Origin of the sequence: Kocuria carniphila (assembly GCF_004136555.1) — a bacterium.
Lineage (GTDB): Bacteria > Actinomycetota > Actinomycetes > Actinomycetales > Micrococcaceae > Kocuria > Kocuria carniphila.
In genome coordinates this window covers 133256-154765 of sequence record NZ_NOIT01000010.1, presented here as the reverse complement: position 1 = coordinate 154765, position 21510 = coordinate 133256, and the positions used below count along the sequence as shown (strand labels likewise).

Sequence of the window (21510 nt, the reverse complement as noted above, 5' to 3'; positions counted from 1 at the left end):
CCGGTCCCATCTCGAACCCGGAAGCTAAGACCCACAGCGCTGATGGTACTGCACTCGGGAGGGTGTGGGAGAGTAAGTCACCGCCGGAATTAACGTCAGTTGAGGGGATACACACCCGCGGGTGTGTATCCCCTCAACGCATTTAACACTCATGGTCGAAGCCATGGGCAGCTACCCCACGAACGCGGGGAGGACTGTTCATGGCTTCCTCTCATTGAACGCCCGTGGGGTTGGGCCATGGCCCGGCCACCAACGGGGGCGGTGCATGAAAAGGGGCTGGTTCGGGTAACTCCGTCTTGGGGTTCCCGAACCAGCCCCTTCTGCATTTAATACGGATTCAAGAGGGTGTGTCCCGTCAGATCCAGCCTTCCTCCCAGGCTTTCTGAGCAGCCTGCTGCCGGCTGCTGACACCGAGTTTGGCAATGGCCGAGGAAACGTAGTTCCGAACTGTGCCCGCGGCCAGGTGGAGCTCCTGGGCGGTTTGGGCCAGGGTGTCGTGTTCCGTGGTTGCGCGGAGCACGTCGAGTTCCCGCTCGGACAGCGGACAGTCCGTTCCGGTGAGCGCACTGGCTGCGATCTCTGGATCCACATAGCGCGCGCCGCCGGCTACGGTACGGATCACCTCAGCGAGTTTCTCCGACGGGGTGGACTTGGGTACGAAACCTTTGACGCCGGCCGCTAGTGCTCGCCGCAGCACTCCTGGGCGGGCGTGACGGGTCACCATCACGATGTGTGTGTCGATCTCTCGGAGGATGTTCGATGCGGTGTCCACTCCGTCGGTGGGAGGCATTTCAAGGTCCAAGACACACACTGTGGGGCCGTGTTGATGTGCTGCAGCCAGCGCGTCCGTACCGTTGTCGACCTCAGCGACCACGGCGAAGTCGTCCTCAAGGTCCAACAGGGCCGCAAGGGCGCCGCGGATCAGGTGCTCGTCGTCGGCGAGCACGATGGAAATGGGGGAACTGTTCACTGTGAGTCGTCCTTGTCGTGTGCGGCTGGGAAGTCCATTGATCTGGGTACCGAGACCCGGAGGATGAATTCCTGGTTCGTTGTCGTCTCCGTGTTGAGCTGCCCGCCGATGTCGGCGAGGCGTCGTCTGAGTCCGTCCAGCCCTGAACTGGCATGGGAATTGACTGACGCCTGAGTTACCAGGGCGGGAGCGCCGTCGTTGCGGATTCTCAGCTCGACGACCGCCGCACCGTGAACCGATGGTCCGCTGCCAAGCGTCAGGTCGAAGTCAGCGGTACCCGCGTGAGAATGCCGCAGGATGTTCGTGGTCGCCTCGCGGACGGCGAGTCCCAGGACAGAGCCGAGTTCTGTGGATTCTGGCTGTTGGGACCACGTAGCAATGAGCTCCGGCACGGTGACATTGGTTTTGACGCCCGCCGATTCCAAGACGGCCGAAGCGTTGTTGAGCTCCTGAGTGAGTGTGGTCTTCCTGTAGCCCTGAACCAGAGCGCGAGTCTCTTGCAGGGCGGTCTGAGCGGCGTCGTGGGCTTCGAGAATGTGGGGCGCGGCGGCGTCGGGCCTGTCTTTGGCCAGCAAGCGGGACGCGAGATCTGTCTTGAGGCTGATGACCTGGAGATGATGGCCCTGTACGTCGTGGAGGTCGGCCGCGAACCGCAATCGTTCATTGGTGATGGCTAGTTCCGCCGCCTGTTGGCGGGTGACATCGAGTTCGACCATGACGGCCCAGACCCATAAGGACGTGGGAACACCCAACACGGTGAAGAACGAGAGCCAGGTGACTGTGATGAGGTCACGAGATTCGGCCGGGGTTCCATTGAGCGCGATCGCCAAGGACAAGTGAGCAGCGGGTAGGAACAACGCTGCGAAGATGACCCACCAACGGCCTTTGGAGAGCGACAGTGCGGCCGTGGCCAGCACGAGCGCGAGTGGAAGCGCGCCGACCCCAAAAGCGGGTGGAGACCACAAGCTGATCAGCGCGCTGGCGAACGCGAGAATACCGGCGCAGGCCATGGTGGGGGTACGGAACGTTGCGTTGTCGATCCCTCGGCGAGCTCTGAGAACCGTCATGGCCCAGGGCACGATCGCGAGTGCGCCCAGGGCAGCCACCACCAACGCGACGAGTTGTGGATCTTGAGCCACCCTGACCAGCAATGCCAGGCCGTAGATGAAGATCGCCAGGAAGATGAGCGAGAGGTAGGTGCTCCACCACACCACCGCCATGTTTCGGCGCTGGTGCACCGACGCCGCGGTTGAACTACCGAGTGTCGGGTTTCGACTTGCCGTTGAGCGGTCCGAGGGAAGGGCCATGGCAACAGCCTAAGCGCTGCTCACCTCCGATATGACAGCTGTCATACGGGTTTGATGACACCGCACGCGCTACTCATGACAGGGCGACACTAACGGCTCGGAACGGATCCCGGAAGAGTAGTACTCAGCAAGCCAACCGGAACTCGCCGGTTCACAGATTGAAAGGAACAGACCAATGCTCGAATGGTTGCAGACCTCCGTAGAAGCCGCAGGACCCATGGCACAGGCGTTCTTCCTGATGCTCGGCGGGGCCATCCCGTTCATCGAGTCCTACGGGTCATCGTTCTTGGGCGTGGTTGCGGGCGTGCCCCTGTACATCACCGTTCCGTTTGCGGTCCTCGGCAACATCGTCTCGATGCTCGTTCTGGTGCTCGGCGCTGAAAAACTGCACAACCTGTTCCGGAAGAACAAGCCGGCGGCAGAACCCAGCAAGCGGAAACAGAAGTTCTACCGCCTGTTCGAGAAGTACGGTGTGGCCGGTGTGTCGCTGATCGGCCAGTGGTTCCTGCCGAGCCAGATCACCTCGTCCATGATGGCCGGCGCGGGCGTGGCCAAGGGCAAAATCATTTTCTGGCAGGTCATCGCGATTGTCCTGTGGGGTGTGGTGTTCGCGGGATTCGCCACGGCGGGCATCAATATCATGGGCGTTGCCTAACCAGACGCGGTCCGCATCAACCGCCGCGCCAGACAACGAGGGACTCACCCGAGACGGGGTGAGTCCCTCGTTGTGCGTGTGGTGTCGTCAGTTCTTGTCGTTGATACCGGGCACCACGGCGCCGGTGGGCAGCCCCTTCTCCGCATACCCGCGGTACACCGGCTCCCAGTCCAGGGGAGTGGTCATGGTGTCACCGGTGAGCACACTCTGCATCGCGTGGAGACACACGTGCCATCCGGCGGCATTACGGGCAGCAGTATTCTCCGCCTCGAGGAACTCGATGAACGTTAGATTGCTACCTTCCGGAGCGGGTTCGACCGAGATATCGACCTCCGAGTCGCCCCACGTGAACGACCAATGGCGTTCCGGTTCCCAATCGGTCACCGTTCCGGTGCTGGACTCCATGTGCGGATCGCCGGTGAACACGATGCCCCCGCCCTGGTGCGCGTTGAGTTGCACCCGCGAAGGGAACCAACGGCTCATGGCCGGGGCGGTGGCCATGGTGGCCCACAGCTGGGACGGGGCGGCCGGATACTCGCGTTCGAAGACGATCGCGGGTCGGTCGTCAATCACCTCGTAGGTGCCGTCGAAATTCTGAGGGGCGCTGTTTATCACGGGTACGGACTCCTTGATCGGGGGCCTCTAGCTCGGCGCGGTCGAGCGCGCCATGATTCCTCCATTCAATCCGGCGGCCGGTCTTCCCACAACTACCGATGGGATTAATTGACGACGGCGCCGCGCGAGAATTGCTCGCGCGGCGCCGTCGTCAATTGAAGGGCTCCTAAAGCCGTCAGGCCGAGACGGGGGAGTCCTCCGGCGCCTTCAGGTCGTGGCGGCGGTTCTTCAGGATGCGATCCATGATGGTTGCGATCGCGCCGTCACCGGTCACGTTGCACGCGGTGCCGAACGAGTCGATGGCGATGTAGGTCGCGATCATGAGACCAACGGCCGTCTCGTCGAAGCCGAGCACGGACTGCAGGATGCCCACCGCAGCCATGATGGCGCCGCCGGGCACACCGGGAGCCGCCACCATGGTGACGCCCAGCAGGAAGATGAAGCCCACGTACTGCCACGAATTGATGGGCATGCCCGTGATCGTCATGATCGCCAACGAGAACAGCACGATTTTCATGGTGGAACCCGAAAGGTGGATCGTGGCGCACAAGGGAATGGTGAACCCGGCCACCCGGTCGTCCACACCGTTACGTGCTGCGCACTTGAGGGTCACCGGGATGGTGGCCGCGGAGGACGACGTGCCCAGGGCGGTGGCGTAGGCCGGGAGCATGTTTTTGAGCAGCACGAACGGGTTGCGCTTGGCCACGATTCCGGCGACCAGGTACTGGATGATCAGGATGACCACGGTCATGATGAACGCCAGGATCACGATGCGGAAGAACGTGGAAATGATGGTGGTGATCTGCCCGTTCATGGTGATGCTCATGAACATGCCAAAGATATAGATGGGCAGAAGCGGGATAATGACCTTTTCCACGATCATCATGATGATGATCCTCAGCTCATCGAAGCCCTTGTGGAGCGAGTTGCCCTTGATCATGGTGATGCCCACGCCCAGGCAGAAGGACAGCACCAGTGCGGTCATGACATCGAACACGGGTGGCATGGTGATTTCGAAGAACCCGGACAACGCGTGGTCCTCCGGGTTCTCCAAGGAACCTACAGAACCTCGGTCACCCAGCAGCCACGGATAGCTCGCCTTGGCCACCAGGAACGCCAAGAGGCCGGCAAAGACTGTGGATCCGTAGGCAATGCCCGCGGTGACAGCCAGCCACTTGCCCGCGCCACGCCCGAGGTCCGCAATGGCAGGGGTTACCAGGGCCACGATCAACACGGGGATCAGGAATCCCAGGAACTGGCTGAAAATGCCGTTGAAGGTCAGGAAAACTCGTGCGACGCCTTCTGGGAAGAGCATTCCGCACACGATGCCCAGCACGATGGCCACCAGCACCCGCAACAGCAGGTTTTTGGACAGGGAACGAAGACTCATGGTTCAAGATCTCTCGGGACAAGGAGGGGTATTGGTTCAACGACACGTTCTCACGATTGTGGTCGCGCCGATGTCGCTGACACCGTCCGTTTCGACCGGCGGTGACCAAGCTGACCCACGGTTGAGGGGACGCCGACCGCGTCCCCTTTGTAGAATGCAATGAACACTACCGCGACTCATCATGTCGCTTCCACGCTTTTGGCCCTCGGGCCCACAAGGAGATCCCTTTGACCGATTCCGAACAGTACGGTTCCCGCGACAATTCCGAGCGTTCCGGCGGAGACCGACGCCGCGGCTCGGGCGGGCCCGGCGGCTGGAACAACCGAGGAGATCGGGATCGCTCCTGGCAAGATCGCGGCGGTTCGAGGGATCGTCGGGACGACCGCCGCGAGGGCGGTCGTAATGATCGCCGGGATGACACCCGAGGTGGGGACCGCCGCGATGACCGTCGTTCCTTCGACGGACGCCGTGATGACCGCGGCGGAGATCGCAGGGACTTCCGTCGCGATGATCGTCGTGACGATCGGGCCGGGGACCGGCGCGATGATCGACGCCGCGACAACCAGGGCGGCGATGACCGCCGCGAACCCCGCCGGTGGGACGATCGCCCACGCAACGATCGCTCGGACGGCCGCTCCGGTGATCGTAAGGGCCAGAGCCGTCAGTTCGATCGTTTCCAGGACCGCAAGGACGGCCACCGCTCGGAACGACGCAGTGGTGACTGGGAACGCAAACGTGAGACCGGCAACCGCAGCCGTACCTGGGAAGACCGCAGTGGTTCCGGCGACCGCCGTGACGACCGGGGCGGTTCCGGCGATCGGCGTGATGACCGCCGTTCCTTCGACGGTCCCCGTGATGACCGGGGTGGAGATCGTAGGGACTTCCGCCGTGATGATCGGACCAACGACCGCCGTGATGACCGCGGGGGCCGTTCCGATGGTCGACGCACCGAGGGATACGGCGGAGGCGACCGTCGCGAGAACCGACGCTGGGATGATCGTCCCCGTAACGACCGCAACGACCGTCGGTCCTACGGAGACCGCACCGATGACCGGCGCAACGACCGTGGAGGCCGTTCGGACGACCGTCGTTCCTTCGATGGACGTCGTGATGACCGGGGCGGGGATCGCCGTGATGTCCGTCGTGATGACCGCGGTGGCCGTCCCGATGGACGCAAGGACTTCCGCCGTGACGACCGCCGTTCAGGTGAGGGACGTCGTGACGATCGCGGTGGGGATCGTCGTGATGATCGTGGTGGCCGCCCAGACGGCCGCAAGGACTTCCGCCGTGACGACCGTTCCGGTGGTCGCCGTGATGATCGGCGCCGCGATAACTTTGGTGGCGACGATCGCCGCAGGGACGCTGACCGCGAAGAGCGCATGACCCGACGGGATCTGAACGATCTGGACAAGCCCCGGTTCATTGCGCCCGACATCGACGAGGACGTCACGGGTCGCGAGGTCGACAAGCCCACGCGTCGTCAGCTCGAGGCACTGGAACCTCGCAATGCGGAGCGGGTCGCCCAGCACCTGGTCATGGCTGCGCGTTACCTGGAGGTGGATCCCGAGTTCGCGCTCGAGCACGCCAATGCGGCCGTGCGGAAGGCCGGCCGCATTGCGGTTGTCCGTGAAGCAACGGGTGTGGCTGCCTACGCCGCCGAGGATTACGCGCTGGCTCTCAAGGAACTGCGGACCCATCGCCGCATTTCCGGCTCGGAAGAACACTTGCCGCTCATCGTGGATTGTCAGCGCGCCCTGGGCAAAGCTGAGAAGGCACTCGAGGAAGCTCAGTCGAGCGCGGTCGAGAAGTTGGATGCTGCTGGCAAGGTTGAGCTGGCCATCGTGGTGTCCGGCATCCATTCCGACGCCGGAGACAAGCAGGCATCGTTGGCGGCACTGCAGATCCCGCAACTCGACAAGAACCGCGGGTTCTCCTACAGCCCGCGTTTGTTCCGGGCGTACGCGGAAGCACTGCGCGGTGTCGGCCGTGACAAGGAGGCCCTGAGCTGGGAACGCCAGGCCATCGTGGCCGAGGCCGCACTCGGACTGGGTCAGTTCTCCGAACCGGAGATCGTGGACCTCGGTGACGATATCGACCTCGACGCCGCCAGGGAAACCGTCCGCGAGGCTGGGGAACGCCACAGTGAGAACGTCGGTGATGCGGCCGAGTCCACGGATCCATCGGTCACTGACGCCGCTGCGGCTGCCGAGGCAGCCGACAGCCACGACAGCACGCCGGCCGCCGATGACGCCGCGACTGGAGACGACGCCACGGCGAATGGCCATGTCGTGGCCGAATCGACCGCGCCTGTGTCGACTGATGCTCAGGCTCCCGGGGCGGATTCCGAAGCGGGCGACGTCGCTGAGTCGTCCGTTGCCGACAACGCGATTGCGGAATCGTTCGAGACCACCGTTCCCATGGAGCGGGGCGAATCCCGCACCGAGGCACCTGCATCGGATATGGAGAAGACCGCCGAAACCGGTGATGATTCCGAGAACCATGACCGATGAGCCGCTGATCCGGCGCTTCGACGCGCTGCTGTGTGATCTCGACGGCGTGGTTTACGCGGGCCCGGATGCCATTGACGGGGGACCCGAATCGTTGAACCGCGCCGTGGAGATGGGCGTGCCGGTGATGTACGTGACGAATAACGCGTCACGCCCACCGGCCGCCGTGGCTGAGCACATCTCGGAACTGGGTGCGCCGACCCGGGAAAGTAACGTGGCCAGCTCCGCTCAAGCCGCGGCCAAGCTGCTGGCCGGTCGACTCCCCGAGAAGGCCAAGGTGCTGATCACCGGTGCGCAGGCGCTCGCGGACGAGATCAAGGCCGTTGGTCTGACCCCGGTCTGGTCGCAGTCGGAAGAGCCCATCGCGGTGGTTCAGGGCTTCAATCCGAAATTGGGTTGGGAACAACTGGCCGAGGCGGCCTACACGCTGGCCGATGAATCCGTGCTGTGGTGTGCCACCAACACGGACCTCACGATTCCCAAGGAACGCGGCATTGCGCCGGGTAATGGCACCCTGGTGGCCGCGGTGGCTGCTGCTACGGGGCGCGAACCCATAGTTGCGGGCAAACCCCAGGCGCCGGTGTTCCACGAGGCCGCCGAGCGCGCGAAAAGCCAGCGCCCCGTGGTGGTGGGCGACCGCCTCGACACCGATATCCGTGGTGCCCACGCCGCAGGTATGGAAAGCATCGAAGTGTTCACGGGAGTGGACACTCCGGAAACCGTGTTGCGCGCGTGCGATCAGGAACGACCGACGTACTTGCTGGGTAACTTGCGGGAACTGTACAAGGCATACCCCGATCCGCAGGTTTCCCGCGAGGACAACAGTGATCAAGAAGTGACCGCTACGTGCCGTGACGCCATCGCAGTTGCACGAGACAACGGTGTGCGGATCCAGGCCCCGGAAAACAGTCTGGACGGCTGGCGTGCCGCGTGCGCCGCATGGTGGGCGCTGCACCCGGACGCCAAAACCCCGACCGACCCCGAAGTGACGTGGGAGGCGGCACGATGAGCGAGCAGTTCCCGAATGACAGCTGGGACGCCCCCGACACCGACGCTCCGGACCTCGATGCCCAGGAATTCGGCGTCGTGGATGACGATGCTGCCTACCGTGCAGACTCTGATCCGGTGCCCGTCACGGGACTGGATTCCGTGGACCGCGTGCTCGCCAAGGAAGCAGCGGTGAGCGAGTTGCCGGTCAATGAACGTGCCGCGGCATTTCAGGAACTGCACGCCGAACTGGAGTCGATCCTCAAACAGCAACCCGGTTCCCTTCCCACGGGGCTCACGGGCCAGTGAGTCTGCGGCTGGACCAGGCCCTGACCTCTCGGGGGCTCGCTCGATCCCGGACGCTTGCGGCGTCCTGGATCCGGGACGGACGCGTCAGCGTGAATGGTGCCCCCTGCACCAAACCCTCCCTCAAGGTGAGCGAAGAGGACCAACTGGAGGTGGCGGCGTCGGGGGCCGACGAATACGTCAGCCGTGGGGGGCACAAACTGGCGGGCGCCCTGGACACGTTCACCGATATCGATCCGGCCGGACTGCGTTGCCTGGACGCAGGGGCATCCACCGGCGGATTCACGGACGTGTTGCTGCGCCGAGGTGCCCGTGAAGTGGTGGCGGTGGACGTGGGCCACGACCAGCTGGTGGCGGAGCTGCGCAACGACGAGCGCGTGCGCGTGTTCGAGGGCCTCAACGTGCGCTACATGTCCCCGGAAGAAATCGGGGGGCCCGCGGATCTGACCGTGTGCGATCTGTCGTTCATCTCTCTGACTCTAGTCACGGACGCTCTCGGGCGTGCCACCAAGGACGGGGGAGACGTGCTGTTCATGGTCAAACCGCAGTTCGAAGTGGGCGTGGACAACATCTCGCGTACGGGGGTGGTGACGTCCGAACGGGAACGACGCCGCGCCGTGGACGGTGTGATCGCGGCCGCCGAAAGTGCGGGCCTGGACGTGAGAGGAAGGGTGGAAAGCCCCTTGCCGGGCCAAGACGGTAACGTGGAGTTCTTCGTCTGGTGCCGTAAACGAAGCACCGTTCAGCGAGTCGGATCGCTCGCGTAGTCTTAGCAAAGCCCGTTCGACCGCAGACCGAAACGCAGGAGGATGACCCGAAGACGTGAGCCGGAAAATCTTGGTCATGACACACACGGGCAGGCGTGATGCCAAAGACGCCGCCCGTCAGTCCTGTGCGCAACTGCACGACGCGGGACTGATTCCGGTGTTGTCCCGCCGAGATCTGCAAGCTCTGGAGGCCGACGGCCAAACCATGGTGCCCGTAGAAATCGTCGAAGAAGACGTTGCCCTGCGTGATATCGAACTGGTCATGGTGCTGGGCGGTGACGGCTCCATCCTGCGCGCCGCCGAGGTTGTTCGCGGCGTGGACACCCCATTGCTGGGCGTGAACCTGGGTCACGTGGGATTCCTGGCAGAATCTGAACGCTCCGGGCTCACCGAAACCGTCGAGGCGATCGTGGACGGTCGCTACACCGTGGAACGCCGCATGGCCCTGGACGTGACCGTGTGGGAGAACCAGAAAAAGGTGTTGCACACCTGGGCCCTCAACGAGGCCTCGGTCGAAAAAGGCAACCGCGAAAAAATGGTCGAAGTGGTCATCGAGGTGGATCGCCGTCCGCTGTCCACGTTCGGTTGCGACGGTGTGGTCATGGCAACACCCACGGGGTCTACCGCCTACGCATTCTCTGCCGGGGGACCGGTGGTCTGGCCCGAGGTCGAGGCGCTGCTCATGGTGCCGCTGTCTGCTCACGCGCTGTTCTCACGACCCCTGGTCATCTCCCCGCGTTCCATGCTGGCCGTGGAAGTCCTCACTCGCACCGACGCCCGGGGTGTGCTGTGGTGTGATGGCCGGCGTACCGCGGACCTGCCACCCGGATGTCGCATTGAGGTGCGCCGCTCCGACAAGCCCGTGAACCTTGCGCGGATGCACGCAACACCGTTCTCCGAACGGCTCGTCAAGAAGTTCGAACTGCCCACCGCCGGCTGGCGAGGCCCATTGCCCAGCCATCAGCAGGACGCCAAGACCACGGCGTTGCCCATGGTCCAGCCCAAGCACCACGTCATGTCCGAGGACAATGGTTTCCCCAAACTCAGCGTGGGCCGCGAGATCCCGTACGATCCCATTTCCGCGCGTGACAGCGATAGCGCGCGCCACATTCTCGACCAATCCCCGGACCGACCCTCGTCAGGTGAGACCCCGAGCCAATGATCGAAGAAATCCACATCCATGACCTGGGTGTCATCACGGATGCCGTGCTGCCATTGGGGCCCGGACTGTCCATCCTCTCGGGTGAGACCGGAGCCGGTAAGACCATGGTCGTCACCGCCCTCGGCATGCTCCTGGGCAACCGGGCGGACGCCGGAGCGGTGCGCTCCGGAAGTGGCAAGGCCCTAGCGGAGGCGACCGTCATGGTGCCGGCCACGCACGGAGCGGTCGAGCTCGTGGAGGAGGCGGGCGGCGTCGTCGACGTCGAAACCGTGAACGGCCGGGACGAGGCGCAAATTCTGTTGTCTCGAACGGTGTCCGCGGAAGGGCGCAGCCGCGCTCATGTGGGCGGCCGATCCGCGCCGGTCGGAACCCTGGGAGCCGTGGGGGAGACCCTGGTGGCCGTGCACGGTCAGTCCGACCAGCTGCGGCTGAAGTCCGCCGTGGCCCAGCGAAAGGCCTTGGACGAGTACGCGGGGGCGCCGCTGGCCAAAGAACTGGCCGCGTACCGCGAAAAGCTGGCCCGCTACCGGACCATTGTGGCGACCCTGCGCGAGATCAAAGAGAACATGCGCGAGCGTGCCCTGGAAGCGCAGAGCCTGACCACCGCGCTCGAAGAAATTGATGCCGTGGAGCCGATCTCCGGCGAGGACGTCCAACTGGACGCCGAGAGTGAGAAGCTCACCAACCTTGAGGCCTTGCGTTCAGCGGCCGTGACGGCGCAGGCGGCGTTGAGCGGCACGGACGCGGACGACGAGCCGAACACCAACGCCGTGGCTTTGCTGTCCTACGCCCAGCAGGCCTTGGATCACGAGTCCGATTCGGATGCGGAGTTGGCCGAGTTGGCCACGCGGGTGCGAGAGCTCACGGTGGTCGCTGCCGACGTCGCCGCGGACCTTTCCGGGTACGCGAGTGGTCTCGACGAGGACGGTCCCGCACGGCTTGCACAGGTGGAGCAGCGCCGCAACGCACTACGGACCCTTACGCGCAAGTACGGGACCACGATCGACGAGGTCATCGAATGGGCCGACACCGCCCGCGGTAGGCTCTCCGACCTGGTCGACGACCCGCAACGCGACGAGGAACTGCGCAACGAGGCGCACGCACTGCACCAGGAACTGCTCGAGCGCTCGCAGACCATGCTGGAGCTACGCCGGAAGACCGCCGAGAAGCTGTCCAAGGCCGTGAGCAAGGAATTGACCGCGCTGGCTATGCCCAACGCGTCGCTGGTGGTTTCTGTGGAACCCACCGAACAGTTCACCGAGCACGGTCGCGACGAGATCGAGTTCTTGCTGGCACCCCACCCGGATGCCAAGCCTCGACCGCTGGGCAAGGGTGCTTCGGGTGGTGAGCTTTCCCGCATCATGCTGTCCCTGGAAGTCGTGCTGTCCGAGGTGGACCCGGTGCCGACCTTCGTCTTCGACGAGGTGGATTCCGGCGTGGGCGGTAAGGCCGCGGTGGAGATCGGCCGACGCCTCAAGATGTTGGCCAAGAATGTCCAGGTGCTCGTGGTGACCCACTTGCCGCAGGTTGCGGCCTTTGCGGACCATCACGTGTTGGTGACCAAGTCTTCGGATTCCACGGTTTCGGACGTGAGAGTGCTCACGGACGAGGAACGTGTGGTGGAATTGGCCCGCATGCTCGCGGGCCACGAAAACTCTGAAGCGGCGCGGGAACACGCCCGCGAGCTCTTGCGGGACGCAACCGCATGACACAACTGCCCCTCAACTCAACGCAACTGGAATGGTAGGCTGAAATTCCGTGGTGAACGCTCAGAACGCCGCCCCCGAGGCAGGCACGCAGAACAACGGCAAAGTTACTCGACAGATCTTCGTCACGGGTGGTGTAGCTTCCTCTCTTGGCAAGGGCCTGACGGCCTCGTCACTGGGCATGTTGCTACGCTCGCGCGGACTCTCGGTGACCATGCAGAAGCTGGATCCGTACCTCAACGTTGATCCCGGAACCATGAACCCGTTCCAACACGGTGAAGTCTTCGTCACGGACGACGGCGCAGAAACCGACCTGGATATCGGTCACTACGAGCGCTTCCTGGACGAGAACCTGGATGCCTCCGCCAACGTGACCACGGGTCAGGTGTACTCCACCGTGATCGCCAAGGAACGCCGCGGCGAATACTTGGGCGACACGGTTCAGGTCATCCCGCACATCACGAACGAGATCAAGCGCCGTATGCGCCGCCGTTCCGAGGACCAGGACGCCCCGGACATCATCATCACCGAGATCGGTGGCACCGTGGGTGACATCGAATCCCAGCCCTTCATCGAGGCCGCCCGTCAGGTGCGCCAGGATGTGGGCCGCAACAACGTGTTCTACCTGCACGTGTCCCTGATCCCGTTCATCGGCCCCTCCGGTGAGCTTAAGACCAAGCCGACTCAGCACTCCGTGGCCACGCTGCGCGGTCTGGGTATCCAACCGGACGCACTGGTCCTGCGTTGCGACCGTGAGGTCCCGGACGGCATGCTCCGCAAGGTCGGCGGCGCCTGTGACGTGGACCTGGACGCCGTGATCTCTTGTGCCGACGCGCCGAGCATTTACGACATCCCCACGACCCTGCACAACCAGGGTCTGGACACCTACATCCTGGACTACCTGGGTCTGTCCTACGGCGACGCAGATCTGACCCAGTGGTCGCACCTGCTCGAAGCCGTGCACCAGCCGGAGCACCACGTGAACGTGGCGCTCGTGGGCAAGTACATCGACCTCCCGGACGCTTACCTGTCCGTGTCCGAGGCACTGCGTGCCGGCGGTTTCGCCAACGACTCCCGCGTGCACATCAAGTGGGTTGCCTCCGACCTGTGCGACACCCCGGAGGGTGCGCAGCGCGAACTCGGTGACGTGGATGCGATCTGTGTCCCCGGAGGTTTCGGCATCCGAGGTCTGGAAGGCAAGCTGGGCGCGCTCAAATGGGCCCGTGAGAACCAGGTTCCGGTCCTGGGGCTGTGCTTGGGCCTGCAGTGCATGGTCATGGAATTCGCGCGCAACGTGGTGGGCCTGCCCAACGCGTCCTCGACCGAGTTCGATCCCGAGACCGACACCCCGGTGATCGCCACCATGGAAGAGCAGAAGCAGTTCGTTGAGGGTGCCGGCGACCTGGGCGGCACCATGCGCCTGGGCTCCTACCCGGCCAAGCTCGCCGAGGGCTCCGTGGTCGCCGAGACCTACGGCAGCCTGGAGGTTTCCGAGCGTCACCGTCACCGTTACGAGGTCAACAATGCCTACCGCGATGCGTTGACCCAGGGCGGACTGGTGATGTCCGGAACATCCCCGGACGGTCAGCTCGTGGAGTTCGTGGAACTGCCCCGTAGCGAGCACCCGTACTACGTGGCCACCCAGGCTCACCCGGAGTACGGCTCCCGTCCGACCCGCCCGCACCCGCTGTTCGACGGCCTCATCAAGGCGGCCCTGTCCCGCCGCGAGGCACTGGGCAGCGAGTAAAGGCCTAGGGCAGCAGATCACCGAGCAACCGGAGGTTCGCATGGAACTCTCGCGCGTGAGCCGAGCAGAGCTGAAAGACACGGTGGATCCCCACACGGTGGTGGCATCGGACACGGTGTACGAAGGATTCATCTGGGACGTTCAGCGCGATGAGTTCCGCATGGGTGATGAAGACTCGACCCTGAAACGAGACTTCATCACCCACCCCGGGGCGGTGTCCATCGTGGCCCTGGATGAGCAGGACCGGGTTCTGCTCATCAACCAGTACCGCCACCCCGTGGGCATGCGCATGTGGGAAATCCCCGCCGGACTGCTCGACGTGGACGGGGAACCGCCGCACACGGCAGCTCAGCGGGAACTGGCCGAAGAAGCCGACATGACCGCGGACGACTGGCACGTGCTCGTGGACTTCCACAACTCACCCGGTTCGTCTTCGGAGGCCAATCGGATTTTCCTGGCCCGTGGCCTGCACGAGGTTCCGGAGGCAGACCGGCACGAGCGCGACGGTGAAGAGGCGGAGATTATCGTCCGGTTCGCCGATCTCGACGATGCCGTGGCCGCCACGCTGTCCGGCCAGATCAATTCGCCCGCCGCGGTCCTGGGCATTCTGGCCGCGCACGCCGCACGAGCACAGGACTGGACGTCACTGCGCCCGGTGGACAGCCCGTGGCCGGGTCATCTGAACTTCCGGTGACCGACTCGTCCGTTCCGCCGGATCTGGAACGCGCCGTTCACCGCTACCTCGATCACCTGACCGTGGAGCGGGGCTTGGCCGCGAACACGCTGGCGGCTTACCGCCGGGACCTCACGCGGTATCTCGAATTCCTGACCGGGCCCACCGAAGCTTCTGAGGGTGGCTCGGCGTCCGCGCCGCCCGAGATCTCGACCGAGCACGTCCGCGCCTTTGTGCGGTTGCTCCACGAGGGTTCACCGGAGCATCCCGCGCTGAGCACTCGTAGCACCGCCCGCGTCCTGGCGGCCGTCCGTGGCGCCCACGCGTTCTGGGTCGCGGAGGGACTGTGCCCCGTGGACGTCGCCTCTCGCGTCAGTCCGCCGACGCCGCCGCAGCGCCTCCCCAAGGCCATCGCCCTGGACAGCGTGGAAAAGATTCTCTCGGCTCCGGACCCGGAGTCTCCGGCGGGGCTACGGGCGCGTGCTTTCCTGGAGCTGTTGTACGCGACCGGCGCGCGCATCTCTGAGGCGGTCGCCCTGGACGTGGACGATCTGGCGGGGCTCCATGACTCAGAGCTGTCCTTCGTACGGCTGTTGGGCAAGGGCAATAAACAACGCATGGTTCCGGTGGGTTCGTATGCGAAGAAGGCCCTGGACCAGTACCTGGTGCGCGGGCGACCGGAATTGTCCCGGCACGGCAAGGGAACACCCGCAGTATTCCTCAACGCCAGGGGTGGCCGGATTTCCCGCCAAACGGCGTGGACCATGATCAAGGACGCCGCCGAACTCGCTCAACTGGGCGAGGACGTCACCCCGCACACACTGCGGCACTCATTCGCGACCCACTTACTGGAGGGCGGGGCGGATCTACGAGTGGTCCAAGAACTCTTGGGGCACGCATCCCTGGCCACCACCCAGATCTACACCAAGGTCTCCGTAGAATCTCTACGCGAGGTCTACGCGACGGCGCACCCTCGCGCTCAATGACATGACCGGTCGAATGCGTCCGGTGTCACTTGGAGATTTGCGCCGAAAATTAAACCTAATTTCGGGTTCCTGACGCCACGCCCGGACTACCCTGGGAGCATGCCGCGTAAACAGATGTCTCGAACGGTCCTCTTCTCCGCACTCCTGGCGTTGGTGTTCTCCATGCTGGGAACCGCTCCCGCCATGGCCGGGGCCGGTATCGACAACGAGTACCGTTCGCTGGGGGGCGCCAGCGGATGGCTGGGCAAAGCCACGTCCTCCGAACGCTGCGGTCTTCGCGACGCCGGCTGCTACCGGCAGTACCAGGGCGGCACCATCCACTGGTCTCCCAGCACGGGTGCCCGCGCGCAGCGCGGCGGCATCCTGCAGCGCTGGCGGGTTGAGGGCTCCGAGCACGGCAACCTGGGATACCCCAAGGTGCGCGAAACCTGCAGCGGCAACTCGTGCGTGGTCCACTATCAGCGCGGCATCATCCGGTGGACCAAGGGCAAGGGCACCACGGTCAGTCGAGACATCGATCGTGCCACCAGCTCGTCCGTGATTGTGAACAAGAAGCGGCCCCTGAACCCTCGGGCCTACGGTCCCGGGCCCCTGTGGAACGTGGGCGGTGGGGTGCAGCTGCGCAGTGACGCTGCGGCCGCCTATCAGCGGATGAGCCAGGCTGCGGCCAACCAGGGTGTAACCCTGGTGCCGGTCAGCGGTTACCGCTCCTATTCGACCCAGAACAGCCTGTACTGGAACTATGTGGCGATGTACGGACAGGCCACCGCGGACACTATTTCCGCGCGTCCCGGATACTCGGAGCACCAGACCGGCCTGGCCATTGACGTGGGAGCACCCGGGGGAGTGTGCGGACTGCAGGCCTGCTTCGGCAACACACCCCAGGGCCGCTGGGTGGCCGCCAACGGCCACAAGTACGGCTTTGTGGTGCGCTACCCCAGCGGTTACACCGGGACTCACGGCTACGCCTACGAACCGTGGCACCTGCGCTACGTGGGAACGCCCACGTCCAACAGCTTGAAGAACAACGGCTACATCACCCTGGAGGGCTACCTGGGCCTGCCCAACGCACCTCGCTACTGAGGTTGCTTGCGGCGCAGCCAAGCCAATCAGGGCAGTCAGACCAGGCAGGGCACCAGCGCACCTGACTGGCTGTCACAACAGAGAAACGTCCCCGGGACTCACGGTCATGGCGTGAATCCCGGGGACTTCTGTGTACCTGGGCGCGGGTGAGCGCTTAGTCCAGGTGACGCTCTTCCGGTCCGTCGTACTCGGACAGCGGTCTGATCAGCGAGTTGGAAGCGCGCTGCTCCATGATGTGTGCGGTCCAGCCGGTGATGCGGGCGCACACGAAGATGGGTGTGAACGTGGGAATGTCGAAGCCCATGAGCCAGTACGTGGGACCGGCCGGGTAGTCCAGGTTGGGCTTGATGGACTTGGCTTCGTCCATGGACTTGGCCAGACCGTTGTACAGACCCAGGATCTCGGGGCGGTCGTAGTAATCGAGCATGCGGAACAGGGCGTCCTGCATGGTCGGCACGCGCGAGTCACCGTGCTTGTACACGCGGTGGCCGAAGCCCATGACCTTCTTCTTCTCGGCCAGAGCCTTGTCCATCCATTCCTTGGCGCGCTTCTCGGCGTCCTCGGCGGATTCGTCCTTGCGGATCCCCAGTTCCTCGAAGGTGTGCATGACGGCCTCGTTCGCGCCACCGTGCAGCGGACCCTTGAGGGCACCGATCGCACCAACCACGGCCGAGTGTAGATCGGCCAGGGTCGAGGTGATCACGCGGCCGGTGAAGGTCGAGGCGTTGAAGGAGTGCTCGGAGTACAGAATGATGGACACGCGGAACGCGTCCACGACCTCGGGCGCGGCCTCTTCACCGAAGGCCATCCAGAGGAAGTTCTCCGAATAGTCCAGGTCGTCGCGAGGCTCGATGAGTTCCTCGCCGCGGCGGCGTCGCTGGTCGTAGCAGACCACGGCGGGCATCACGGCGAACAGTTCCTGCGCCTTGCGCAGCTCCGCCTCGGGGGAGGAATCCTCAGCGTCCGGGTGCTGGGCGCCGATCACGGACGCGGCGGTGCGGCACACGTCCATGGGGTGGCAGTCCGTGGGCAGGGCGTCGACGATCTTCTTCAGTTCCGGGGTCAACGCGCGGTTGGCGCGCTCGCGCTTCTTGAAATCGGCGAGCTCTTCCTCCGAGGGCAACTCACCGGTCCACAGCAGCAACGCGACTTCCTCGGGGGAGCACTTGGCGGCAAGTTCCTGAACGGGGTAACCGCGGTACAGCAGCGAGTTGGTCTCGGCGTTGACCTTGGACACAGCGGTGGTGTCGGCGACGACGCCGGCAAGACCCTTGCGAATCTCGGTTTCGGTCATGGTGACCTCCTTCTTCGTGTGTGGTCGATCACTAGAAAGCCTACGACGCCGCTGGGCAGCGGCGTCGTAGGCGAACGATTAGTTACCGGGCGTGCCCGGGACCTCGAAGTTGAACACTCCGGAGTCGAACTGGTTGTACCCGTTGTAGTCCACCAGCTCGTACAGGCGCTTGCGGGTGAGCATGTTCTCCACCTCGGCCTGCTGGGTGCCGTCCTCGCGGATGGCAGTCAGCAGACGCTCGATCGCGCCCAGTGCCTGACGCTGCAGGGACACGGGGTAGATGATCATGGACACCCCGGCGTCCTGCAGTTCCTGCTTGGTGAACAGGTCGGACTTACCGAACTCGGTCATGTTGGCCAGGATGGGAACATCCAAGGCCTCGGCCATGCGCTCGAACTCGGACAGGTCGGCCATGGCCTCCGGGAAGATGACGTCCGCACCGGCGTCGGCGAGAGCCTTCGCGCGGTCGATGGCTGCCTCCAGACCGTCAACACCGCGAATGTCGGTGCGAGCCATGATCACAAAGTTGTCGTCGCGGCGGGACTCCACTGCGGCCTTGATGCGCTTGGTGGCCGTGGCGGTGTCCACCACGTTCTTGCCGTCCAGGTGGCCGCAACGCTTGGGGTTGAACTGGTCCTCGATGTGGCAACCGGCCAGGCCGGCGTCCTCGAGTTCCTGAACCGTGCGGGCCACGTTCATGGGCTCACCGAAACCGGTGTCCGCATCGACCAGCGCGGGCAGGTCGGTGGAGCGAGCGATCTGACCGGCGCGGGTGGCCACCTCGGTGAGCGTGGTCAGCCCGATGTCGGGCAGACCCAACTCGTTGGCCAGCACACCACCGGAGATGTACACGCCCTCGAAGCCCTGTTCCTGAATGAGCTTGGTGGACAGCGGGGTGAACGCACCGGGGAACTGAGCGACCTTCGGGTCGGCAAGTGCCTTGCGGAACGCCACGCGCTTTTCTGCGGGGGTGACTTTTGAATACAACATGATTTAGAAGATTCCCTTCTGGGCCTTCTCCAGGTCCACGGCCGCCACGATGTTCAGTTGGCCCAGTTCACCGGCTTCGAGTTTGGGCAGGCGCTGGACGGCGTCCAGGAACCGTTCGATCTCTTCCGGTGCCACGAGGCCCTCGGCCAAGGTGCGGAACTTGTTGATGTACTGCTCACGAGCGAACGGGCGGGCACCCAGCGGGTGAGCGTCCGCGACGGCGATCTCGTCCGTGATCACGGTGCCGTCGTTGAGGGTGATCTCCACGGAACCGCCGAAGGCCTTCTCGGAGATGTCCAGGGAGTGGTAGCGACGGGTCCACTCGGGATCCTCTTCGGTGGTGACCTTGTTCCACAGGGCCACGGTGTCCTCGCGGCCGGCACGCTCCGGAGCGTACGAGTCCACGTGGTGCCACGCGCCGTCCTGCAGGGCAACCGTGAAGATGTAAGGAATCGAGTGATCCAGGGTCTCGCGCGAGGCCTTGGGATCGTACTTCTGCGGGTCGTTGGCGCCGGAACCGATCACGTAGTGGGTGTGGTGTGAGGTCTTGATCAAGATGGATTTCACGTTGGTGGGGTCCGCGACCTCGGGGTGTTCCTTGTGCAGCTTGCGTGCCAGGTCGATCCAGGCCTGTGCCTGGTACTCGGCGGAGTGTTCCTTGGTGTAGGTGTCCAGGATGGCGCGCTTGGCCTCACCCTGCTCGGGCAGCGGCACCTCGTAGGAGGCCTCGGGGCCGGAGAGGAGCCACGCGATCACACCGTCTTCGCCTTCGTAGATGGGGGTGGGGGAGGTCTGGCCGCGCATCGCACGGTCCACGGCCTCGATGGCCATCTTGCCGGCGAATGCGGGTGCGTGTGCCTTCCATGTGGAGATCTCGCCCTTGCGGGACTGGCGGGTTGCGGTGGTGGTGTGCAGGCCCTGGCCGATGGCCTGGAAGATGGTCTCGGTGTCCAGACCCAGCAGGGTGCCGATACCGGCGGCCGCGGACGGGCCGATGTGAGCGATGTGGTCGATCTTGTGCTCGTGCAGGCAGATGCCCTTGACCAGGTCCACCTGGACCTCGTAACCGGTCGCGATACCGCGAATCAGGTCCTTGCCGTTGCTGCCCACGTGCTGGGCCACGGCCAGGATCGGGGGAATATTGTCGCCGGGGTGGGAGTACTCGGCGGCCAGGAAGGTGTCGTGGTAGTCAAGCTCGCGCACGGCCACACCGTTGGCCCAAGCGGCCCACTCGGGGGAGACCGCAGCGTTGTTGTCCGGAGCGCCGTACAACAGGGCACCGTTGCCCGTGAAGCCGGAGCCTTCGGTGACCTTGTGGCCCAGTGCCTGGGTGCGGGCCGAGACGATGGGCGCACGGTTCAGGGAAGCGATGGCGACCGAAGCATTGTCGATGATGCGGTTGATGACCATGTCGACAACCTCGGGATCGACCTCGACCGGGTCGGTGGCCACCTTGGCCAGTTTGTAGGCCAGCTGCTCCTCACGGGGCAGATTTTCCTTGGACGAGTACGTACGTACGGTGTGCTTGACGGTCACGGGGAGTCCTTCCTCAGATCCGTTACGCGCGGACCGGTCGGCGCCGCGCGGGTGTAGCAGGTGTTGTGGTTACGATGCGGCGGGCCGCACCGGCGCCAATTCTTTGGTGTTCAAAGCGTGTTGCAGGGCGTTGCTCAGGTGCACGCGGGTGGTGGCGATGGCCAAGGCGGGATCGCCGTCGGCGATGGCTTGGGCGATGCGCTGGTGTTCGACGGCGGCCGATGCCAGGCGCCGCGGGTCCGACTTGGAGAGCTTGCGGACGCGGGCCAGGTGCAGTCGCACGCCTGTCTGGGCCTGTCGCAGGAACGGATTGGCGGCGGCCTCATCGATTGCGGCATCCATGCGCTGGACCAGTTCGTAGTACGAGGCGTGGTCCGGGTCGTCGTCGCTGGTGAGGCCCTCCAGGGCTTCGAGAAGTTCCCCTGCCAGTGCGCGGAACACTTCCGGGTCGCCGCGGCGGGCAGCCAGTTCGGCTGCTCGACAATCGAGGCTGTCGCGGAATTCGTAGAGCGATCGGACATCCTCCGCGGAGATGGTTGCAACGACGACGCCGCGGCCGCTGTGCGGTTCGGTCAAGCCGTCCGCGGTGAGACGGGACAGCGCTTCGCGCACCGGCGTGCGGGAGATGCCCAGTCGCTCGGAGAGCTCGACCTCGCCCAGAACCTGTCCGGGCAGCAAGCGCCATTCGACTATGTCTGCGCGCAAAGCTTGATAAGCGCGTTCTCCAGCTCGCATGACACCTCCTCGTGAATCGCATCGAACACCCCGAGTGTATACACAGAAGACTTAAACAGGCGAGTCTTTTGGGAGATATTCCGGGAATGTGGAA

The 21510-nt window shown here is 64.4% G+C and carries 20 protein-coding genes and 1 rRNA gene; 13 read left to right on the top strand and 8 right to left on the bottom strand.

Annotated features, from left to right (window positions below; all coding sequences use genetic code 11):
* Positions 1–89, top strand: a 5S ribosomal RNA gene (rrf, locus tag EWV37_RS09100); the annotation flags it as partial.
* 266 nt (positions 90–355) lie between these two features.
* On the opposite strand, the gene EWV37_RS09095 is transcribed toward rrf, so the two are convergent.
* Entirely contained in the window at positions 356–970 is a 615-nt protein-coding gene (locus EWV37_RS09095) for a response regulator transcription factor (RefSeq protein WP_129701162.1), read from the bottom strand.
* A complete protein-coding gene (locus EWV37_RS09090) occupies positions 967–2277 on the bottom strand; it encodes a sensor histidine kinase (protein ID WP_129701160.1) in 1311 nt (436 codons plus the stop codon). The genes EWV37_RS09095 and EWV37_RS09090 overlap by 4 nt, the downstream gene beginning before the upstream one ends.
* 175 nt (positions 2278–2452) lie before the next feature.
* On the opposite strand from EWV37_RS09090, the gene EWV37_RS09085 reads away from it, so the two are divergent.
* The gene (locus tag EWV37_RS09085) at positions 2453–2932 is read left to right on the top strand and encodes a small multi-drug export protein (RefSeq protein WP_129701158.1); all 480 of its coding nucleotides are present in this window, start codon (positions 2453–2455) and stop codon (positions 2930–2932) included.
* Between the two features lie 87 nt (positions 2933–3019).
* Here the strand turns inward: EWV37_RS09085 and EWV37_RS09080 are convergent, their stop codons facing one another.
* Both EWV37_RS09080 and EWV37_RS09075 read right to left on the bottom strand, forming a co-directional pair.
* Positions 3020–3547: an SRPBCC domain-containing protein gene (locus EWV37_RS09080; RefSeq protein WP_129701156.1), complete on the bottom strand. Its 528-nt coding sequence runs from the start codon at positions 3545–3547 to the stop codon at positions 3020–3022.
* Between the two features lie 175 nt (positions 3548–3722).
* A complete protein-coding gene (locus EWV37_RS09075) occupies positions 3723–4937 on the bottom strand; it encodes a dicarboxylate/amino acid:cation symporter (protein ID WP_129701154.1) in 1215 nt (404 codons plus the stop codon).
* A gap of 414 nt (positions 4938–5351) precedes the next feature.
* On the opposite strand from EWV37_RS09075, the gene EWV37_RS09070 reads away from it, so the two are divergent.
* The 11 genes from EWV37_RS09070 to EWV37_RS15685 all read left to right on the top strand — a co-directional run bounded on the left by EWV37_RS09070 (position 5352) and on the right by EWV37_RS15685 (position 16861).
* The gene (locus EWV37_RS09070; protein ID WP_165189343.1) at positions 5352–6320 is read left to right on the top strand and encodes a hypothetical protein; all 969 of its coding nucleotides are present in this window, start codon (positions 5352–5354) and stop codon (positions 6318–6320) included.
* Positions 6317–7447: a hypothetical protein gene (locus EWV37_RS09065; RefSeq protein WP_129701150.1), complete on the top strand. Its 1131-nt coding sequence runs from the start codon at positions 6317–6319 to the stop codon at positions 7445–7447. The genes EWV37_RS09070 and EWV37_RS09065 overlap by 4 nt, the downstream gene beginning before the upstream one ends.
* Positions 7437–8453 carry an HAD-IIA family hydrolase gene (locus tag EWV37_RS09060; RefSeq protein ID WP_129701148.1) on the top strand — a complete coding sequence of 339 codons (1017 nt, stop codon included), beginning with the start codon at positions 7437–7439 and terminating at the stop codon, positions 8451–8453. Before EWV37_RS09065 ends, EWV37_RS09060 begins: the two co-directional genes overlap by 11 nt.
* A complete protein-coding gene (locus EWV37_RS09055) occupies positions 8450–8740 on the top strand; it encodes a hypothetical protein (protein WP_129701146.1) in 291 nt (96 codons plus the stop codon). Before EWV37_RS09060 ends, EWV37_RS09055 begins: the two co-directional genes overlap by 4 nt.
* Complete coding sequence (locus EWV37_RS09050) at positions 8737–9504, top strand: TlyA family RNA methyltransferase (protein WP_095798332.1); 768 nt, start codon at positions 8737–8739, stop codon at positions 9502–9504. Before EWV37_RS09055 ends, EWV37_RS09050 begins: the two co-directional genes overlap by 4 nt.
* A 55-nt stretch (positions 9505–9559) precedes the next feature.
* Positions 9560–10666, top strand: a complete 1107-nt coding sequence (locus tag EWV37_RS09045) for an NAD kinase (RefSeq protein WP_095798333.1) — start codon at positions 9560–9562, stop codon at positions 10664–10666.
* Complete coding sequence (recN, locus tag EWV37_RS09040; RefSeq protein ID WP_129701144.1) at positions 10663–12375, top strand: DNA repair protein RecN; 1713 nt, start codon at positions 10663–10665, stop codon at positions 12373–12375. The genes EWV37_RS09045 and recN overlap by 4 nt, the downstream gene beginning before the upstream one ends.
* A gap of 49 nt (positions 12376–12424) precedes the next feature.
* Positions 12425–14119 carry a CTP synthase gene (locus EWV37_RS09035; RefSeq protein ID WP_129701142.1) on the top strand — a complete coding sequence of 565 codons (1695 nt, stop codon included), beginning with the start codon at positions 12425–12427 and terminating at the stop codon, positions 14117–14119.
* A gap of 40 nt (positions 14120–14159) precedes the next feature.
* Positions 14160–14813: an NUDIX domain-containing protein gene (locus tag EWV37_RS09030; RefSeq protein WP_129701140.1), complete on the top strand. Its 654-nt coding sequence runs from the start codon at positions 14160–14162 to the stop codon at positions 14811–14813.
* Positions 14786–15778 (top strand): site-specific tyrosine recombinase XerD, encoded by a 993-nt coding sequence (locus tag EWV37_RS09025; RefSeq protein WP_238663183.1) that lies wholly within the window; start codon positions 14786–14788, stop codon positions 15776–15778. Before EWV37_RS09030 ends, EWV37_RS09025 begins: the two co-directional genes overlap by 28 nt.
* A gap of 99 nt (positions 15779–15877) precedes the next feature.
* A complete protein-coding gene (locus EWV37_RS15685; RefSeq protein WP_095798337.1) occupies positions 15878–16861 on the top strand; it encodes a D-alanyl-D-alanine carboxypeptidase family protein in 984 nt (327 codons plus the stop codon).
* A 154-nt stretch (positions 16862–17015) separates the two neighbouring features.
* Here the strand turns inward: EWV37_RS15685 and EWV37_RS09015 are convergent, their stop codons facing one another.
* The 4 genes from EWV37_RS09015 to EWV37_RS09000 form a co-directional block, all read right to left on the bottom strand.
* Positions 17016–18155: a bifunctional 2-methylcitrate synthase/citrate synthase gene (locus tag EWV37_RS09015; protein WP_095798338.1), complete on the bottom strand. Its 1140-nt coding sequence runs from the start codon at positions 18153–18155 to the stop codon at positions 17016–17018.
* A gap of 78 nt (positions 18156–18233) precedes the next feature.
* Positions 18234–19145 (bottom strand): methylisocitrate lyase, encoded by a 912-nt coding sequence (prpB, locus tag EWV37_RS09010; protein WP_095798339.1) that lies wholly within the window; start codon positions 19143–19145, stop codon positions 18234–18236.
* Between the two features lie 3 nt (positions 19146–19148).
* Entirely contained in the window at positions 19149–20681 is a 1533-nt protein-coding gene (locus EWV37_RS09005; RefSeq protein WP_129701138.1) for an MmgE/PrpD family protein, read from the bottom strand.
* Between the two features lie 69 nt (positions 20682–20750).
* Entirely contained in the window at positions 20751–21416 is a 666-nt protein-coding gene (locus EWV37_RS09000; protein WP_129701136.1) for a GntR family transcriptional regulator, read from the bottom strand.
* Positions 21417–21510: the final 94 nt, after the last annotated feature.

Coding starts and splice junctions, on each gene's coding strand:
- EWV37_RS09090 (WP_129701160.1), bottom strand. CDS start 2,277: ATGGCCCTTCCCTCGGACCGCTCAACGGCAAGTCGAAACCCGACACTC.
- EWV37_RS09085 (WP_129701158.1), top strand. CDS start 2,453: ATGCTCGAATGGTTGCAGACCTCCGTAGAAGCCGCAGGACCCATGGCA.
- EWV37_RS09075 (WP_129701154.1), bottom strand. CDS start 4,937: ATGAGTCTTCGTTCCCTGTCCAAAAACCTGCTGTTGCGGGTGCTGGTG.
- EWV37_RS09070 (WP_165189343.1), top strand. CDS start 5,352: ATGACACCCGAGGTGGGGACCGCCGCGATGACCGTCGTTCCTTCGACG.
- EWV37_RS09065 (WP_129701150.1), top strand. CDS start 6,317: ATGACCCGACGGGATCTGAACGATCTGGACAAGCCCCGGTTCATTGCG.
- EWV37_RS09060 (WP_129701148.1), top strand. CDS start 7,437: ATGACCGATGAGCCGCTGATCCGGCGCTTCGACGCGCTGCTGTGTGAT.
- EWV37_RS09055 (WP_129701146.1), top strand. CDS start 8,450: ATGAGCGAGCAGTTCCCGAATGACAGCTGGGACGCCCCCGACACCGAC.
- recN (WP_129701144.1), top strand. CDS start 10,663: ATGATCGAAGAAATCCACATCCATGACCTGGGTGTCATCACGGATGCC.
- EWV37_RS09030 (WP_129701140.1), top strand. CDS start 14,160: ATGGAACTCTCGCGCGTGAGCCGAGCAGAGCTGAAAGACACGGTGGAT.
- EWV37_RS15685 (WP_095798337.1), top strand. CDS start 15,878: ATGCCGCGTAAACAGATGTCTCGAACGGTCCTCTTCTCCGCACTCCTG.
- EWV37_RS09015 (WP_095798338.1), bottom strand. CDS start 18,155: ATGACCGAAACCGAGATTCGCAAGGGTCTTGCCGGCGTCGTCGCCGAC.
- prpB (WP_095798339.1), bottom strand. CDS start 19,145: ATGTTGTATTCAAAAGTCACCCCCGCAGAAAAGCGCGTGGCGTTCCGC.
- EWV37_RS09000 (WP_129701136.1), bottom strand. CDS start 21,416: ATGCGAGCTGGAGAACGCGCTTATCAAGCTTTGCGCGCAGACATAGTC.